We start from the raw sequence: 16200 nt of genomic DNA, 5'->3' as shown, positions 1-16200 counted from the left end.
TGCCGTCGCCAGCCTACGCGGGCTGCAGACCGATTGCGACATCGGACGGGGCGACCGGCGCCGGCAGCACCGTCGTCCCCATCAGATAGCGATCGACGCCCGCTGCGGCCGCCCTGCCCTCCGCGATCGCCCACACGATGAGCGACTGCCCGCGTCCGGCATCCCCGGCGACGAACACGCCGGGGACGGTGGACTCGTACGAGTCATCGCGCAGGAACGCACCGCGATCAGCGGTCTCGGGACGGACATCCGCTGCGAAGCTGTCGGTCTCCGGACCTGTGAAGCCCATGGCGATGAGGACCAGGTCGGCGGGGATCTCACGCTCCGTGCCGCTCTTGGGGACGCGGCGGCCGTCGACGTACTCGGTCTCGGCGACGCGCAGCGCGCGCACTTCTCCGGCCTCGTTCGCGAGGAACTCGACGGTGGATGCCAGGTAGTGGCGCTCCCCGCCCTCTTCGTGCGCGGACTGCACCTCGAAGACGGTCGGCATCATGGGCCACGGCTGGTGCTCCGGGCGGTCGAGGCCAGGCTGCTTGCCGATCGCGAGGTTTGTGACGCTCAGTGCGCCGTGACGGTGTGCGGTGCCGATGCAGTCCGCTCCGGTGTCGCCACCGCCGATCACGATGACGTGCTTGCCCTGTGCGGTGATCTGGTTCGGGACGGAGTCCCCCGCGACGGCCTTGTTGGATTCGACGAGGTACTCCATCGCGAAGTGCACGCCGTCCAGGTGGCGGCCGGGGATCGGCAGGTCGCGCGGGACTGTCGAACCGGTGGCGAGGACGACCGCGTCGTAGCGTGCGCGCAGATCTGCCCAGCTGATGTCCTTGCCGATCTCGACGCCGGCGCGGAAGCGGGTGCCCTCCTCCTGCATCTGACGCAGGCGCGCCTCGAGGTGGCTCTTCTCCATCTTGAAGTCAGGGATTCCGTAGCGCAGCAGACCGCCGATCCGGTCGTCGCGCTCGAACACGGCGACCGTGTGCCCCGCCCGAGTGAGCTGCTGCGCGGCGGCGAGCCCGGCAGGGCCCGATCCGACGACGGCGACGGTCTTGCCGGTGAGCCGCTCAGGAGGCTGCGCCTCCACCCATCCCTGGGAGAAGGCCTCGTCGATGATCGACACCTCGACCTGCTTGATCGTGACGGCCGGCTGATTGATCCCCAGCACGCACGAGCTCTCGCACGGTGCAGGGCAGAGCCGCCCGGTGAACTCGGGGAAGTTGTTCGTGGCATGGAGGCGCTCGATCGCCGAGCGGTCTTCGCCGCGCCAGGTCAGGTCGTTCCACTCCGGGATCAGGTTGCCGAGCGGGCAGCCCTGATGACAGAACGGCACGCCGCAGTCCATGCAGCGGCCGGCCTGTCGGCGCAGCACGTTCTTGTCGCCCGGCTCGTAGACCTCTTTCCAGTCCATGATGCGGACGGGGACGGGGCGGCGAGCCGGCAGCTCGCGCTCGGTCACCTTCAGAAAGCCCTTGGGATCAGCCACCGGTCACCTCCAGGATGCGGGTCCAGACGGCGTCGCCGTCCGGGTCGATGCCGGAGGCCTCGGCCTCCTGGCGCATGGTCTGAACGGCCGCGAAGTCTCGCGGCAGCACCTTCACGAACTCGGCCGCGACGGTGTCGAAGTCCGCCAGCATGCCCGTGGCGAGCGGCGAGTCGGTTCGCTCGACGTGCTCGGCCAGCAGGCTCCGCAGCACCTCGAGATCCGCGCGGTCCAGCGTCTCCAGTCGCAGCTCACCGCTGTCGCGGGACTGCTGGTTGACCTTGTCGGCCGACAGCGCGTGGACGTAGGCGATGCCCCCGGACATGCCGGCTCCGAAGTTGCGTCCCGTCGATCCGAGGATGACGGCGAGGCCGCCGGTCATGTACTCGAGCGCGTGATCGCCCACTCCCTCCACGACGGCCGTCGCCCCGGAGTTGCGCACGAGGAACCGCTCGCCGACGACACCGGAGATGAACATCGAGCCCGACGTGGCGCCGTAGCCGATCACATTGCCGGCGATGACGTTCTCATGCGGGGCCATGTGCGAGTCGCGGTGCGGGCGCACGACGATATCACCGCCGGAGAGCCCCTTGCCGACGTAGTCGTTCGCGTCGCCCTCCAGGCGGAGCATGATGCCCGCGGGCAGGAAGGCCCCGAGGGACTGCCCGGCCGTGCCGTGCAGGATGACATCGATCGTCTCTCGCGCGAGCCCCTCGGCGCCGAAGCGCGAGGTGACCTCGTGGCCGAGCATTGTGCCGACGGCTCTCTCGGTGTTGCGGATCGGAAGCTCGATCATGACGGGAGCCCGCTCCCTCAGCGCGTCCTGCGCCATCGAGATGAGCTGCACGTCGAAGTGCTCATCGAGCTCGTGATCCTGTTCGCGGCCGTGGCGGCGAGGCTCGGATGCCGGGAAATCCGGACCCTCGAGGATCGGCGCCAGGTCGAGCCCGTCGGCCTTCCAGTGCTCGATCGCCGCGTTCGCCTCGATGAGGTCGGCGCGGCCGATGATCTCGTCGAGCGATCGGAATCCGAGCTCGGCAAGGATCTCACGCACCTCCTCGGCGATGAACTCCATGAAGTTCACGACGAACTCCGGCTTGCCGGTGAACCGTTCCCGCAGGGCCGGGTTCTGCGTCGCGACGCCGACGGGGCAGGTGTCGAGGTGGCAGACGCGCATCATGATGCAGCCGCTGACCACCAGCGGAGCGGTAGCGAAACCGAACTCCTCCGCTCCAAGCAGCGCACCGATGATCACGTCGCGACCGGTCTTCAGCTGACCGTCGACCTGGACGACGACGCGGTCGCGCATGCCGTTGAGCATGAGCGTCTGCTGCGTCTCGGCCAGGCCGAGTTCCCACGGGGTGCCGGCGTGCTTGAGCGAGTTCATCGGGCTCGCGCCGGTGCCGCCGTCGTGTCCCGAGACGAGGATGACGTCGCTGAGCGCCTTCGCGACACCGGCCGACACCGCGCCGATGCCGGACTGGCTGACCAGCTTCGTGTGGATACGGGCGTTCGGGTTCGCGCGCTTCAGGTCGAAGATGAGCTGCTTGAGATCCTCGATCGAATAGATGTCGTGATGCGGCGGCGGCGAGATGAGACCGACGCCGGCCGTCGCATGACGGGTCCGCGCGACCCAGGGATACACCTTGGTCGGCGGCAGCTGGCCGCCCTCTCCGGGCTTCGCGCCCTGCGCGAGCTTGATCTGGATGTCGTCGGATTCGGTCAGGTACAGGCTCGTGACGCCGAACCGGCCTGAGGCCACCTGCTTGATCGCGCTGCGGCGCTCGGGGTCGAGGAGACGGTCGACGTCCTCGCCGCCCTCCCCCGTGTTCGACTTGCCGCCGATGCGGTTCATCGCGATCGCGAGCGTCTCGTGGGCCTCGCGCGAGATCGAGCCGTAGCTCATCGCGCCGGTCGAGAAGCGCTTGACGATCGAGCTGACCGGCTCGACCTCGTCGAGCGGTACGGCAGGACGCGCCCCGGTGCGCAGCGTGAACAGCCCGCGCAGTGTCTTCAGCTCAGCAGCCTGATCGTCGACGAGCTTCGTGTATTCGCGGAAGATGTCGTACCGGCGGTTGCGCGTGGAGTGCTGCAGCCGGAACACGGTCTCCGGGTTGAACAGGTGCGGGGAGCCGTCGCGGCGCCACTGGTACTCGCCGCCGGTCCATAGCCGCTCATGTGCGCGAGCAGCCGCGTCCTCCGGGTAGGCGAAGTCGTGCCGTGCCTGGTTCTCGGCGAACACGTCCTCGATGCCTATGCCGCCGAGCTTGGTCTCCGTACCGGTGAAGTACGCGTCGACGAACTCCTGGCTGAGGCCGATCGCCTCGAACACCTGCGCGCCGGCGTAGGAGGACACCGTCGAGATGCCCATCTTCGACATGATCTTCAGCACGCCCTTGCCGAGCGCGTAGATCAGATTGCGGACGGCCTTCTCCGGCGTGACGCCCGTGATGAAGCCGGTGCGAACGAGGTGCTCCACGGTCTCCATCGCGAGGTACGGGTTGACGGCCGAGGCCCCGTAGCCGATGAGCGTCGCGACATGGTGCACCTCGCGGACGTCGCCGGCCTCGACGAGCAGACCGACCTTCATGCGGTTCTCGCGGCGGATCAGGTGGTGGTGGATGGCCGAGACCATGAGCAGCGACGGGATCGGGACGAGGTCCTTGTTCGAGTCGCGGTCGGACAGGATGATGAACTCCGCGCCGCCGTCGATCGCGGAATCCACCTCTGCGCACATCTCTTCGAGGTGCTCCTGCATCGAGTGGGCGCCGGCGTCGAAGTGGTAGAGGCCGCTGATCGTCACAGCCGAACGGCCGGCCAGCGCCTTGTCGATGTGGCGGATCTTGGCGAGCTCGTCGTTGTCGATCACGGGGAAATCGACGGCGACGGTTCGGGTGTGGTCCGGGCCCCAGGCCAGCAGATTCCGCTCAGGGCCCAGCGATGAACGCAGGCTCGTGACGACCTCTTCGCGGATGGAGTCCAGGGGCGGGTTCGTCACCTGGGCGAACTGCTGCGTGAAGTAGTCGAACAGCAGCCGCGGGCGCTCGCTGAGCACCGCGATCGGCGTGTCGGAGCCCATGGCGCCGAGCGGTTCGACGCCGGTCTGCCCCATCGGGGTCAGCAGCAGACGGACTTCCTCCTCGGTGTACCCGAAGGTCCGCTGACGGCGGGTGATGGATGCCGGCGGGTGCACGATGTGCTCGCGCTCCGGCAGATCCGCCAGGCGCACGGCGCCGTCGTCGAGCCACTCCTGCCAGGGGTGCAGGCGCGCGAGATCCTGCTTGATCTCCTCGTCCTCCACGATGCGACCAGCCGCCGTGTCGACGAGGAACATCTTGCCCGGCTGAAGGCGACCGCGGCGCTTGATGCGCTCCGGCTCGAACTCCAGCACACCCGTCTCCGAGCCGATGACGACGAGGCCGTCCGTGGTCTCCGTCCACCGTCCAGGGCGAAGCCCGTTGCGGTCGAGGGTCGCACCGACGAGCGTGCCGTCTGTGAAGATGAGCGCCGCAGGGCCGTCCCACGGCTCCATCTGATTGGAGTGGTACTCGTAGAACGCGCGCAGCTCCGGGTCGATGTCGGTCTGCTTCTCGTATGCCTCGGGGACCATCATCATGATCGCGTGCGGCAGGCTGCGTCCGGTCAGGGTAAGCAGTTCGAGCACCTCGTCGAACGAGGCCGAATCGCTCGCACCGGGGGTGCAGATCGGGAGAAGCGGACGGATGTCGCCGAGCAGCTCCGATTCGAGCTGCGACTGACGTGCCCGCATCCAGTTGCGGTTGCCGCCGACGGTGTTGATCTCGCCGTTGTGCGCGAGCATCCGCAGCGGCTGCGCTAGCGGCCACGACGGGAACGTGTTGGTCGAGTACCGCGAGTGCACGACGGCGAGCTCGGAGGCGAATCGCTCGTCCTGCAGGTCGGGGTAGAACGGCTCGAGCTGGAGCGTGGTGACCATGCCCTTGTAGCCGAGCGTGCGGCTGGACAGCGAGACGAAGTAGGCGCCGACCTCGTGGCCGGCGCGCTTGCGCAGACGGTAGGCGACGCGGTCGAGCGCGATGCCGGAGAGGCGCTCCCCAGCGCGGGATGCGACGAAGAGCTGCTCGAATGCGGGGCGGGCCTCATCGGCGAGCTTGCCGAGATTCTCGTTCGCGGTGGGGACGACGCGCCATCCGAGGACCTCCAGGCCCTCTTCGCGCGCGATCCTCTCGACGCCGGCCTTCTGGCTGCGGCGCTCAGAGGCCTGCAGCGGAAGGAAGGCGAGCCCGGCGGCGTACTCGCCGGCATCGGGCAGTTCGAAGGCGGTGACCTCACGAAGGAATGCGTCCGGCATCTGGGTGAGAATGCCCGCACCGTCTCCGGTGCCGGCATCGGAGCCGATCGCACCGCGGTGCTCCAGGTTGCGCAGCGCCTCGAGCGCCAGCGCGATGATGTCGTGTCCTGCGGTTCCACGCAGGGTGGCGACCATGGCCAGGCCGCAGGCATCCTTCTCGAATGCCGGGTTGTACAGACCCTGCTTCGGGGGGTAGGCGCCGGAGGCACCGTAAGGAGGCTGGAAGTACATCTATTACCGCCCTCAGGTAATCAGGTGACACCGGGGACGCCGTCGGCCCGCTCGTTCAGTGCAGTGGATTCCTCACTCGAAGAGGAGGTGCTTGTCGGGAGCTGCCCTCGCTCTAGGGAGCAGTGCTTGTGGCGGTGGCTCCGACGGTGACTTCAGCGGGAGGCTCGCTCACGTCGACGAAGTCATCGAGATCGTTCTGCGATTGTACATCAGCGGGGGCATCCTTCCGGCCGCGGCCCGGCATGTACGGGCTGGGCTCGACGCCGAGGTGACGTCGCGTCTGGACGATGATAATCACGATACCGACTACCACGCCGAGGATGGCGGCCCAGACGTTGCTGCGCAGCCCCAGGATGATCTCGCTCGGGTCGATGCGGATCGACTCCCACACGATGCGCCCCGCGCTGTACCAGATGAGATACACGGCGAAGAGCTTGCCCCACTGCAGCTTCAGGCGGGCGCCGATCCACAGGATGAACAGCACGCCCAGCACGTTCCAGATGACCTCGTACAGGAACGTCGGGTGGAACAGGGTGCCCTCGGCGAGACCCGGGGGGAACGCGGCGTTGTCCGACTCGATCTCCAGGCCCCAGGGCAGGTCGGTAGGCAGACCGAACAGTTCGTGGTTGAACCAGTTGCCGAAGCGGCCCATGGCCTGTGCGAGCAGGATGCCGGGGGCGAGCGCGTCCGCGAATGTCCAGAACCGGATGCCGGTCCATCTGCAGCCCAGGTACGCGCCGACCGCGCCGCCGAGGAGGGCGCCGAAGATGGCGATGCCGCCCTCCCAGATCGCCCAGACGGAGCCCGGCTCGAACGGGTTCCAGGTGTTCTTGCCCTCGCCGAAGTAGAAGTTCGGGTGGGTGAGCACGTGGAAGATGCGCGCACCGATGATCGCGAGCGGCACCGCGAGGATCGCGATGTCGATGACGACCCACGGCTCCGCACCGCGCTTGGTGAGGCGGTGGTTGGTCAGCAGCGTGGCGACGATGATGCCGGCGATGATGCACAGGGCGTAGAAGTGGATCCGCAGCGGGCCGAGGTCGATGTAGCTGACGTCAGGGCTCGGGATGCTGGTGAGCACGCCGCTGAGTGCAGGGTGGAGCGCGAGGGACATGAGTGCGATTCTAGTTCTCGTGTGAGCGGACTGCGGACGGCGTGCCTGCAGCGAGGTTCCTGGTGACCTCGGCCAGGGCGTCGAGGCCCCCGTCGCCGAGAGCTCTGACCAGAGCGGTGCCGACGATCGCGCCGTCAGCGTAGTCCACCACGCCTGCGATCTGATCGGCGGTGGAGATGCCGATGCCGACGCAGGCGTTCTCGGCCCCGTGCTCGCGAAGCCGCGCGACGAGGCTGCGTGCAGCCTGGTCGAGTGAGGCACGCTCGCCGGTGATGCCCATCGTGGAGACGGTGTAGACGAAGCCGGTCGACGACTTGACGACGAGATCGAGTCGTTCGTCCGTCGACGTGGGAGCCGCGAGGAAGATGCGGTCGAGGCCCGTCCTCTCGCTGGCGGCGATCCAGTCCTCGGCCGCCTCAGGGGTGATGTCGGGCGTGATGAGGCCGGCGCCGCCGGCGGCGAGCAGGTCATCCGCGTAGCGATCGACCCCGTACTGCATGACGGGGTTCCAGTACGTCATCACGACGACGGGAACGTCCGTTGCCGCGGTGATCGCCTCCACCGCGGTGAAGAGGTCGCGCATCTTGAAGCCACCCGCGAGCGCGGCCTGGGTGGCCTGCTGGATGACGACGCCGTCCATCACCGGGTCGCTGTAGGGCGGCCCGAGTTCGATGACGTCCACACCGTTCTCGGCGAGCGTGATCGCGGCCTGGATGCTCGTCTCCAGATCGGGGAATCCGACAGGCAGGTATCCGATGAACGCTCCGCGTCCCGCATCCTTCGCCTTCTGGATCGCGGCGGCGACGCGGCTCATCGTGCCTCCTCCACGCCTTCGTCGTACAGGTCGAAATACTTCGCAGCGGTGTCCATGTCCTTGTCTCCGCGGCCCGACAGGCAGACGGCGATCACGGCATCCGGACCCATCTCCCGACCCAGGCGCAACGCGCCGGCCAGCGCGTGCGCCGACTCGATGGCCGGGATGATGCCCTCGGTGCGGCTCAGCAGCCGCAGGGCCTGCATCGCCTCGTCATCGGTGGCCGGGATGTACTCGGCGCGGCCGATGTCGGCGAGCCAGGAGTGCTCGGGTCCGACGCCGGGGTAGTCGAGTCCGGCGGAGATCGAGTGGGATTCGATCGTCTGGCCGTCCTCGTCCTGCAGGACGTAGGTCTTCGAGCCGTGCAGCACGCCTGGACGCCCTCGCTCGATGGATGCCGCGTGCTTCCCGGTGTCGACGCCGTCGCCGGCTGCCTCCACGCCGTACAGCTTCACGGTATCGTCGTCGAGGAACGCATCGAACATGCCGATCGCATTCGAGCCGCCGCCGACGCACGCCACGACGGCGTCAGGCAGTCGGCCGATCTCGTCGAGAAGCTGCTGGCGCGCTTCTTCGCCGATGATCTTCTGGAAGTCGCGCACCATGGCAGGGAACGGATGAGGACCGGCAGCGGTGCCGAAGATGTAGTTGGTCGACTCCACGGTCGCGACCCAGTCGCGGTACGCGTCGTTGATGGCGTCCTTCAGCGTGCGGGAACCCGTGGTCACCGGCACGACCTCCGCGCCGAGCAGACGCATGCGGGCGACGTTGAGCGCTTGCCGCTCGGTGTCGACCTCGCCCATGTAGATCGTGCACTCGAGGCCGAACAGCGCCGCTGCGGTCGCGGTGGCGACGCCGTGCTGCCCCGCGCCGGTCTCTGCGATCACTCTGCTCTTGCCGAGTCGCTTGGTCAGAAGAGCCTGCCCGAGGACGTTGTTGATCTTGTGGCTGCCGGTGTGGTTGAGGTCCTCGCGCTTGAGGAACACGCGCGCTCCCCCGGCGTGCTCGGCGAACCTCTGCACCTCCGTGAGGGCGGACGGCCGGCCGGCGTACGAGCTGAGGAGGCCTGCCAGCTCTGCGCGGAAATCGGGGTCGGCGATCGCCTGCTCGTAGGCGACGGTGAGTTCGTCGATCGCCGCGATCAGGGATTCCGGCATGTACCGCCCGCCGAACTCTCCGAAGAACGGACCTGGTTGGTCGCGCAGGCTCACAGCGCACGACTCCCTTCGAAGTCTCCCGCGGCGAGGAAGCTCTGCAGAGTGGCGACGGGGTCGCCGGTGACGAGAGCCTCGCCGATCAGTACGACGTCGGCCCCGGCCTCGCGGTAGTGCGCGACGTCCTCGGGGACGAGCACGGCCGACTCGGCGACCTTGATGACGCCTGAAGGGATGCGATCGACGAGACGGCCGAACAGATCGCGGTCGAGGTCGAAGGTCGAGAGGTTCCTGGCGTTCACACCGATCAGCGTCGCGCCGAGGTCGATCGCGACGTCGAGCTCGGCGGCGGTGTGGGTCTCGACGAGCGGCGTCATGCCGAGCTCGAGGATCAGCCCGTGCAGTTCGCTGAGCACCTTCGGCTCGAGCCCTGCGACGATGAGCAGCGCCAGATCGGCGCCGGCGGCGCGGGCTTCGAGCACCTGATACGGGGTGGCGATGAAGTCCTTGCGGAGCACGGGAAGCGCGACGCGCTCCGTCACGGCCTCGAGGTCTGCGAGCGATCCGCCGAACCGGCGCTCCTCGGTGAGGACGCTGATCGCCGATGCTCCGCCCGTCTCGTAGAGCGCAGCCTGGCGCGCAGGATCGGGGATCTCGGCAAGCGCTCCGCGGGACGGGCTCGCGCGCTTCACCTCGGCGATGATCTTGACACGGGATGCCGGCGCGAGAGCGGCGGATACGTCGAGTGCTGCCGGGCGTGCCGCAGCCGCCTTCTCGACCTCGGACAGGGGCCGGGCGAGTGCACGACGTTCCGCGTCCTCGACTGCGCCGGCCGTGAGGTCGGCGAGCACCATCAGTGGCCCTTCGGCGCGTACTTGGGTCCGTTGACGCCGTAACCGGCCTTGGCGAGGATCCAACCCAGCAGCAGCCCGATCACGATGATTCCGACCGAGACCCACACGAAGACGGGCTGCTCGAAGCAGAAGGCGATCGTGCCGGCGAAGAAGCCGAACAGCATGACGATCACGGCAGTCCAGGCCGCAGGCGAGTGTCCGTGGCCGGGGTCGGCGATCGGGTTGGTCATGTTCTCCTCCGAGGCGGTCGTGGGTTTCTCAGCCAGTCTATCGGGGTCACCGTGTGGGGTCCGTGCCACGCGACAGGTCGTCCCAGGAATCGATCGCGTCGACAGGCCCGTCGTGATCACCGTGCGCCGCGGCATCCGTGCGATAGCGGCGTCCACCGCGCTTCCAGCGGTGCGCTGTGATGAGCGCGAAGAGCGCCGACATGATCAGCACGACCCAGCCGATGAGGGCGAGCACCGGCCAGGCGGACGGCTCGATCGATGCGATCATGTCCATCAGCGTGCTGCTGCCTGCGAGCCCGGTGGCCTGCGTGACCGTCGGTGCGACGGCTGGCAGCGGTGTCGAGAAGAGGATGTCGGCTGTCCACCACGTGAGCAGTCCGCCGGCGAGCAGAGCGAGCGCGGCCAGGGCGTATCGAAGCACCACGCCGACGATCGCGAGAGCCGCCCCGACGGCGAGGACGGCGAGACTGAGCGGGGCGAGGAGCGCAAGGGCATCGGCGCCCGCCACGAGGATCGGCTCGCCGGAGTCGGCGCGCGTCACCGTGAGCCACGTCTGGGTCGAGGAGATGATGCCGATGGCTCCGGCCAGGAGGAAACCGATGACGGCGATGCTGCGGCCGCGCTGGGCGATGCTCATTCTGGGCCGACTCATCCGGTCACGCCGTCGACGGCCTCGAGGTCGGCCGCGTCGAAGCACGTCCGGGTGCCGGTGTGGCAGGCGGGACCCGTCTGATCGACGAGCAGCAGGATCGCGTCGCCGTCGCAGTCCAGCCTGGCCTCGCGGATGCGCTGGATGTTGCCCGACGTGTCGCCCTTGCGCCAGTACTCCTGACGCGAGCGCGACCAGTACGTCACGCGACCTGTGGTGAGAGTGCGTCGCAGCGCCTCGGCATCGAGCCAGGCGAGCATGAGCACTTCGCGCGAGTCCCACTGCTGCACGATCGCGGGTGCCAGGCCGTCGGCGTTCCACGCGACCTGGGCGATCCGTGCCTCGAGACCACTCTTCGAAGCCTCGCTCATCGCACGACGATCCCTTCTGCGCGCATGGCTTCCTTGACGTCGCCGACGGTCAGGGCACCGGAGTGGAAGACGCTCGCGGCGAGCACGGCGTCCGCCCCCGCCTTGACAGCCGGTGCGAAGTCGGTCACGGCACCGGCGCCGCCGGAGGCGATGACGGGGACGGAGGACACCTCGCGCATGAGGCCGACGAGCTCGAGGTCGAAGCCGTCGCGCGTGCCGTCGGCGTCGATGGAGTTCACGAGCAGCTCCCCCGCGCCGCGCTCGATCGCCTCGCGCGCCCACTCGAGGGCGTCCAGCGTCGTCTCGGTGCGCCCGCCGTGGGTCGTGACGACGAACCCGGACGCCGTGGCCCCAGCGCGCTTCACATCGAGGGAGAGCACGAGCACCTGAGCACCGAATCGGTCGGCGATCTCGCCGATGAGGTCAGGGCGTGCGATCGCGGCGGAGTTCACGCCGACCTTGTCCGCTCCGACTCCCTGCAACCGGGCGACGTCCTCGACGGAGCGGACTCCTCCGCCGACGGTGAGCGGCACGAACACGTTCTCGGCCGTGCGCTGCACGACGTCGTACGTCGTGGACCGGTCGTCGACGGTCGCCGTGACGTCGAGGAACGTGATCTCATCGGCTCCCTGCGCCGCGTAGTGCGCAGCCAGTTCGACCGGGTCGCCCATGTCGCGCAGGTTCTCGAAGTTGACGCCCTTGACGACGCGTCCTGCGGCGACGTCGAGGCACGGGATGACACGGCTGGTCAGAGTCATCTGGGTCTCCGTGATCACAATCTCGCAGCGTGGATGGCGGTGACCAGCAATGCGCGTGCGCCGATCGAGTACAGATCGTCCATCACCTGGTTGATGCCCTTGCGCGGCAGCATCACGCGCACGGCGACCCAATCCGGATCCTGCAGCGGTGAGATGGTCGGCGATTCACGGCCGGGGGCGATCGCGGCGGCCTTCTCCACGAGGCTGGCGGGGAGGTCGAAGTCGAGCAGCACGAAGCGCCGGGCGACGATCACTCCGCGGAGGCGACGCAGCAACCGCTCGGTCCCGTCGACGTCGCCGGTTCGGCTGATGAGGACGGCCTCGGATTCGATGATCACGGGTCCGAAGATCTCGAGTCCCGCCTGGCGGAGCGTGGTTCCGGTCTCGACGACGTCGGCGATCGCGTCGGCGACGCCGAGCTGAACGGCGGACTCCACCGCGCCGTCGAGCGGCACGAGGGTCGCCTCGACACCGTGGTCGCGGAGGAACGCGTCGACGAGTCCAGGGTAGGCCGAGGCGATCCGGACCCCCGCCAGGTCTTCGAGGGTCTGGAACCGTCCTGGTGGGGCGGCGAAGCGGAACGTCGAGTGCGCGAAGCCGAGCGCTTCGATCTCGCGGGCCTGCTGCGGCACGTCGCGCAGCAGATCGCGGCCGGTGATGCCGACGTCGAGTGCTCCGGATGCCACGTAGGTGGCGATGTCGCGCGGACGGAGGAAGAAGAATTCGACGTCGTTCGCGGCATCCACGACGTGCAGGGTCTTGGAGTCGCGACGGCCGGTGTATCCGGCTTCGGCGAGCATCTCGGCGGCGGTCTCGGCGAGCGAGCCCTTGTTGGGAACAGCGATGCGCAGCATGGGGAACTTTCAGATCAGAGGTACGAGACGGAGCGCATCAGAGATGTCGGTACACGTCCTCGGGGGTCAGCCCCTTCGCGATCATCATGACCTGCAGGTGATAGAGCAGCTGGGAGATCTCCTCGGCGGCCTCGGCATCCGACTCGTACTCGGCGGCCATCCACACCTCGGCGGCCTCCTCGACGATCTTCTTGCCGATGGTGTGCACGCCGGCGTCGAGCTCTGCGACGGTGCGAGAACCCTCTGGACGGTTCTCGGCTTTGGCGCTGAGCTCGGCGAACAGCTCGTCGAAAGTCTTCACGTTTCCAGGCTAGCGGCTCGCGCGCGGTCCCGAAGTCCCGTGACGGCCGCCTCGATGCTGTCGGCGCCGTAGACCGCGGATCCTGCGACGAAGGTGTCGGCGCCGGCCGCCGCAGCCTGTTCGATCGTCGAATCCGAAATGCCGCCGTCGACCTGGAACCAGGTGTTCGAGCCGCGGCGCCTGGCCTCATCCACGAGCGCACGCAGCTTCGGCATCGTCTCGGGCATGAAGCTCTGTCCGCCGAATCCCGGCTCGACCGTCATGACCAGGATCTGATCGAACTCGTCGAGGATGTCGTAGAGCGCGTCGCCGGCGGTACCCGGCTTGATCGCGACCCCGGCACGTGCGCCCATGTCGCGGAGCCGCCTGGCGAGGGCGACGGGGTCGGATGCCGCCTCGAGGTGGAACGTGACGCTGGCCGCTCCCAGCTCGGCGTAGCCAGGAGCCCAGCGATCGGGGTCCGTGATCATCAGGTGCACATCGAGCGGGATGGGGCTGGTCGCCTGGACGCGCTCGACCATCTGCAGTCCGAACGTCAGATTCGGGACGAAGTGGTTGTCCATCACGTCGACGTGCACGAAGTCGGCCGTCTCGATGCGGGCGAGATCGCGCTGCATGTTCACGAAGTCGGCCGAGAGGATGCTGGGGTTGATGCGCGGTGCTTCAGAACGCAGCGAGGACGGAAGGCTCACCGGTCTTCTCCCTTCGAATCGCGCTGGAGCAGCGCGAGGAACATGGCGTCTGTGCCGTGACGATGCGGCCACAGTTGAACGTGACCGCTGCCGTCGCCGGCGAGGTCGATCGGACTCATGGCGACGTCGCTGATGACGGCCGCGGCATCCAGCCGGGTCACGTCGTCACGGGTCCTCAGGACCTCTGCGACGATCCCCGAGGTCTCAGCGAGGTGCGGCGAGCAGGTCACGTAGGCGACGACGCCGCCCGGTGCCAGCGCGTCCAGAGCACCGGCGAGCAGTTCGGTCTGGAGCTCGGCGAGCTCGGCGACGTCGGAAGGCGACTTGCGCCAGCGCGCCTCAGGGCGGCGGCGCAGCGCGCCGAGGCCGGTGCACGGGGCGTCGACGAGGATCCTGTCGAACACGCCCCGGTTCTCCTGGGTGAGGTGCCTGCCGTCCTGCTCGTGGACGATCACCTCGCCGGGCACAGCCTTCAGCGCATTGCGGACGAGCCTGGCGCGTGTCGGGACGACCTCGTTCGCCTCGAGGACGACCTCGTTCTCGCGTGCGATCGACGCGAGCAGCGCGGTCTTGCCCCCTGGGCCGGCGCACAGGTCGAGCCACTTCTCCCCCGCCGTGATCGGCTTCGCGCCGGCCAGCGCCAGTGCGACGAGCTGCGACCCCTCGTCCTGGACCCGGATTGTCCCGCCGGAGGCACTGATCAGCGCGAGCGGATCGCCTCCGGGGGATCCGAAGGCCGTCGGTGCGTATGGCCGGCGCGGTTCTCCTGGTTCGGCGAGCCCGGGCAGCGCCACCAGCGTGACCTCCGGTGAGACGTTGTCGGCGTCGAGCAGCTCTTCGAGCTCCGAGACCCGGCCGTCGGCCGCCAGAGCTCTGCGGAGCGCGCGGATGATCCAGACCGGGTGCGCCGTGCGCAGACCCAGTCGCTCATCGTCGGACCGCGCGCCCTGCTCGATGCGCTCCTGCCACTGACCGGGCGTATCGCGCGAGATCCGCCGCAGCACCGCGTTAGCGAAGCCGGCCGGACCTCTGCCGACCTCGGCGGTGACGAGGTTCACGGACTCGTTGACCGCGGCGTGCGAGGCCACGCGTGTGGCGAGCAGCTGATGCGCCGCGAGCCGCAGGGCATCGAGCACTGCGGGGTCGATGTCCGCTGTCGAACGGCCGGCCGCCGCCTCGATGACCGCGTCGTAGGTGCCTCGTCGGCGCAGCGTGCCATAGGTCAGTTCGGTTGCGAGAGCCGCGTCCTGCGGCGTCAGCCGGGCGTCGCTGATCGCGGACGGCAGCAGCAGGTTCGCGTAGGCATCCGACTCGCTCACTGCTCTCAGCACGTCATAGGCCACTCGACGGGCCGGCTGCACGCGCCGGGTCTGCGGCGCACTGCCGGTGGGGCGTCGTGCTGGGCGGCGCTGCGACGGCCCGCTCATGCGCCCGCTCGCACGGTCTCGTCTCCGCGGAAGCCGCGCCACCAGGCGGTCGCGTCCATCGCCGGCTTGCCAGCCGGTTGCACGCGCGTCACCGCCAGGGGCTGCGTGGCCGTGCCGATCAGCAGTGCGTCCTTGGTCGCCGCGACGGCGCCCGGATCGAGCGGCTCCGCGTCCTGAGACGGTGCGGCTGCCAGGATCTTCACCCTCAGGTCTCCGACGACCGTGTGCGCACCCGGCTCCGGTGTCACACCGCGGAATCGTGCGAAGACGGCGTCGAGCGGCTGCGTCCAATCCAGTGCGCCGTCCTCGACGGTCAGCTTCGGGGCGGTGGTCGGCTCGCCCTCCTGCGGCCGCGACGCGGCGGTGCCGTCGGCGATGCCGGCGACGACGTCTGCGGTGAGCTGCGCCCCGTCCTCCGCGAGGATCTCGAGGGCGATGTCTGCCGTGGCGTCCGGCGGCACCGCGACGCTTCGCGCTGCGAAGACGTCTCCGGCGTCCAGCGCGGGGACGAGCTGGAAGACGCTCGCGCCGAGCACGGCATCCCCGGCGATGAGCGCTCGCTGGACAGGCGCAGCCCCGCGCCACTGCGGCAGCAGCGAGAAGTGCAGATTGATCCATCCGTGCTGCGGGGTCGACAGCAGCGGCTCGCGCACGAGTCCGCCGTACGCAACGATCACTCCGAGCTCAGCGCGGAGGGCTGCGATGCGGCCGGTGGCATCGTCATCGAGCTTGGCCGCTTTGATGACCGGGATTCCGAGTTCCTCTGCGACCTGCGCGACCGGCGACGGGGTGAGCACGCGCTTTCTGCCGAGCGGCGCATCGGGCCGGGTGACGACGGCTGCGATCTCGTGGATCATCGCAAGGGTGCGAAGGGTGGGAATCGCGGCTGCCGGGGTGCCGGCGAAGACAAGACGCATGAAGGTGCTCCGGATGGATGGAAGCTC

At 68.7% G+C, this 16200-nt stretch carries 15 protein-coding genes; all 15 read right to left on the bottom strand.

Going from position 1 to position 16200, the window contains the following annotated elements:
* Positions 1 to 13: 13 nt before the first annotated feature.
* The 15 genes from KHB019_RS02325 to fmt all read right to left on the bottom strand — a co-directional run bounded on the left by KHB019_RS02325 (position 14) and on the right by fmt (position 16173).
* Positions 14 to 1480 (bottom strand): glutamate synthase subunit beta, encoded by a 1467-nt coding sequence (locus tag KHB019_RS02325; RefSeq protein WP_230103233.1) that lies wholly within the window; start codon positions 1478 to 1480, stop codon positions 14 to 16.
* Positions 1473 to 6038, bottom strand: coding sequence for a glutamate synthase large subunit (gene gltB, locus KHB019_RS02320; RefSeq protein ID WP_337458011.1), 4566 nt, complete (start codon positions 6036 to 6038; stop codon positions 1473 to 1475). The genes KHB019_RS02325 and gltB overlap by 8 nt, the downstream gene beginning before the upstream one ends.
* Before the next feature lie 112 nt (positions 6039 to 6150).
* Complete coding sequence (gene lgt, locus KHB019_RS02315) at positions 6151 to 7152, bottom strand: prolipoprotein diacylglyceryl transferase (protein ID WP_337458010.1); 1002 nt, start codon at positions 7150 to 7152, stop codon at positions 6151 to 6153.
* A 10-nt stretch (positions 7153 to 7162) separates the two neighbouring features.
* On the bottom strand, positions 7163 to 7966 hold the full coding sequence (trpA, locus tag KHB019_RS02310) for a tryptophan synthase subunit alpha (protein WP_337458009.1): 804 nt from the start codon (positions 7964 to 7966) through the stop codon (positions 7163 to 7165).
* On the bottom strand, positions 7963 to 9177 hold the full coding sequence (gene trpB, locus KHB019_RS02305) for a tryptophan synthase subunit beta (protein ID WP_337458008.1): 1215 nt from the start codon (positions 9175 to 9177) through the stop codon (positions 7963 to 7965). The genes trpA and trpB overlap by 4 nt, the downstream gene beginning before the upstream one ends.
* Positions 9174 to 9971, bottom strand: coding sequence for an indole-3-glycerol phosphate synthase TrpC (gene trpC / locus KHB019_RS02300; protein WP_337458391.1), 798 nt, complete (start codon positions 9969 to 9971; stop codon positions 9174 to 9176). Before trpC ends, trpB begins: the two co-directional genes overlap by 4 nt.
* Positions 9972 to 9973: 2 nt before the next feature.
* Positions 9974 to 10204, bottom strand: coding sequence for an HGxxPAAW family protein (locus tag KHB019_RS02295; RefSeq protein ID WP_230103228.1), 231 nt, complete (start codon positions 10202 to 10204; stop codon positions 9974 to 9976).
* Between the two features lie 46 nt (positions 10205 to 10250).
* Positions 10251 to 10841 carry a Trp biosynthesis-associated membrane protein gene (locus KHB019_RS02290; protein ID WP_230103227.1) on the bottom strand — a complete coding sequence of 197 codons (591 nt, stop codon included), beginning with the start codon at positions 10839 to 10841 and terminating at the stop codon, positions 10251 to 10253.
* Positions 10842 to 10852: 11 nt separating this feature from the next.
* A complete protein-coding gene (hisI, locus tag KHB019_RS02285; RefSeq protein ID WP_337458007.1) occupies positions 10853 to 11224 on the bottom strand; it encodes a phosphoribosyl-AMP cyclohydrolase in 372 nt (123 codons plus the stop codon).
* On the bottom strand, positions 11221 to 11982 hold the full coding sequence (gene hisF / locus KHB019_RS02280) for an imidazole glycerol phosphate synthase subunit HisF (RefSeq protein ID WP_337458006.1): 762 nt from the start codon (positions 11980 to 11982) through the stop codon (positions 11221 to 11223). Before hisF ends, hisI begins: the two co-directional genes overlap by 4 nt.
* Positions 11983 to 11996: 14 nt before the next feature.
* Positions 11997 to 12836, bottom strand: a complete 840-nt coding sequence (gene hisG / locus KHB019_RS02275; protein ID WP_230103224.1) for an ATP phosphoribosyltransferase — start codon at positions 12834 to 12836, stop codon at positions 11997 to 11999.
* Between the two features lie 37 nt (positions 12837 to 12873).
* Positions 12874 to 13137 (bottom strand): phosphoribosyl-ATP diphosphatase, encoded by a 264-nt coding sequence (locus KHB019_RS02270; protein WP_230103223.1) that lies wholly within the window; start codon positions 13135 to 13137, stop codon positions 12874 to 12876.
* On the bottom strand, positions 13134 to 13829 hold the full coding sequence (rpe, locus tag KHB019_RS02265; RefSeq protein WP_290368260.1) for a ribulose-phosphate 3-epimerase: 696 nt from the start codon (positions 13827 to 13829) through the stop codon (positions 13134 to 13136). Before rpe ends, KHB019_RS02270 begins: the two co-directional genes overlap by 4 nt.
* Complete coding sequence (locus tag KHB019_RS02260; protein WP_230103222.1) at positions 13826 to 15256, bottom strand: RsmB/NOP family class I SAM-dependent RNA methyltransferase; 1431 nt, start codon at positions 15254 to 15256, stop codon at positions 13826 to 13828. The genes rpe and KHB019_RS02260 overlap by 4 nt, the downstream gene beginning before the upstream one ends.
* A complete protein-coding gene (gene fmt, locus KHB019_RS02255) occupies positions 15253 to 16173 on the bottom strand; it encodes a methionyl-tRNA formyltransferase (RefSeq protein WP_337458005.1) in 921 nt (306 codons plus the stop codon). The genes KHB019_RS02260 and fmt overlap by 4 nt, the downstream gene beginning before the upstream one ends.
* Between the last annotated feature and the right edge of the window lie 27 nt (positions 16174 to 16200).

This window comes from Microbacterium sp. KHB019, assembly GCF_037285405.1.
GTDB lineage: Bacteria > Actinomycetota > Actinomycetes > Actinomycetales > Microbacteriaceae > Microbacterium.
The sequence above is the reverse complement of the archived record's forward strand: the minus strand, read 5'-3'. Positions and strand labels throughout refer to the sequence as shown.

Coding starts and splice junctions, on each gene's coding strand:
- gltB (WP_337458011.1), bottom strand. CDS start 6,038: ATGTACTTCCAGCCTCCTTACGGTGCCTCCGGCGCCTACCCCCCGAAG.
- lgt (WP_337458010.1), bottom strand. CDS start 7,152: ATGTCCCTCGCGCTCCACCCTGCACTCAGCGGCGTGCTCACCAGCATC.
- trpA (WP_337458009.1), bottom strand. CDS start 7,966: ATGAGCCGCGTCGCCGCCGCGATCCAGAAGGCGAAGGATGCGGGACGC.
- KHB019_RS02295 (WP_230103228.1), bottom strand. CDS start 10,204: ATGACCAACCCGATCGCCGACCCCGGCCACGGACACTCGCCTGCGGCC.
- KHB019_RS02290 (WP_230103227.1), bottom strand. CDS start 10,841: ATGAGCATCGCCCAGCGCGGCCGCAGCATCGCCGTCATCGGTTTCCTC.
- hisI (WP_337458007.1), bottom strand. CDS start 11,224: ATGAGCGAGGCTTCGAAGAGTGGTCTCGAGGCACGGATCGCCCAGGTC.
- hisF (WP_337458006.1), bottom strand. CDS start 11,982: ATGACTCTGACCAGCCGTGTCATCCCGTGCCTCGACGTCGCCGCAGGA.
- hisG (WP_230103224.1), bottom strand. CDS start 12,836: ATGCTGCGCATCGCTGTTCCCAACAAGGGCTCGCTCGCCGAGACCGCC.
- KHB019_RS02260 (WP_230103222.1), bottom strand. CDS start 15,256: ATGAGCGGGCCGTCGCAGCGCCGCCCAGCACGACGCCCCACCGGCAGT.
- fmt (WP_337458005.1), bottom strand. CDS start 16,173: ATGCGTCTTGTCTTCGCCGGCACCCCGGCAGCCGCGATTCCCACCCTT.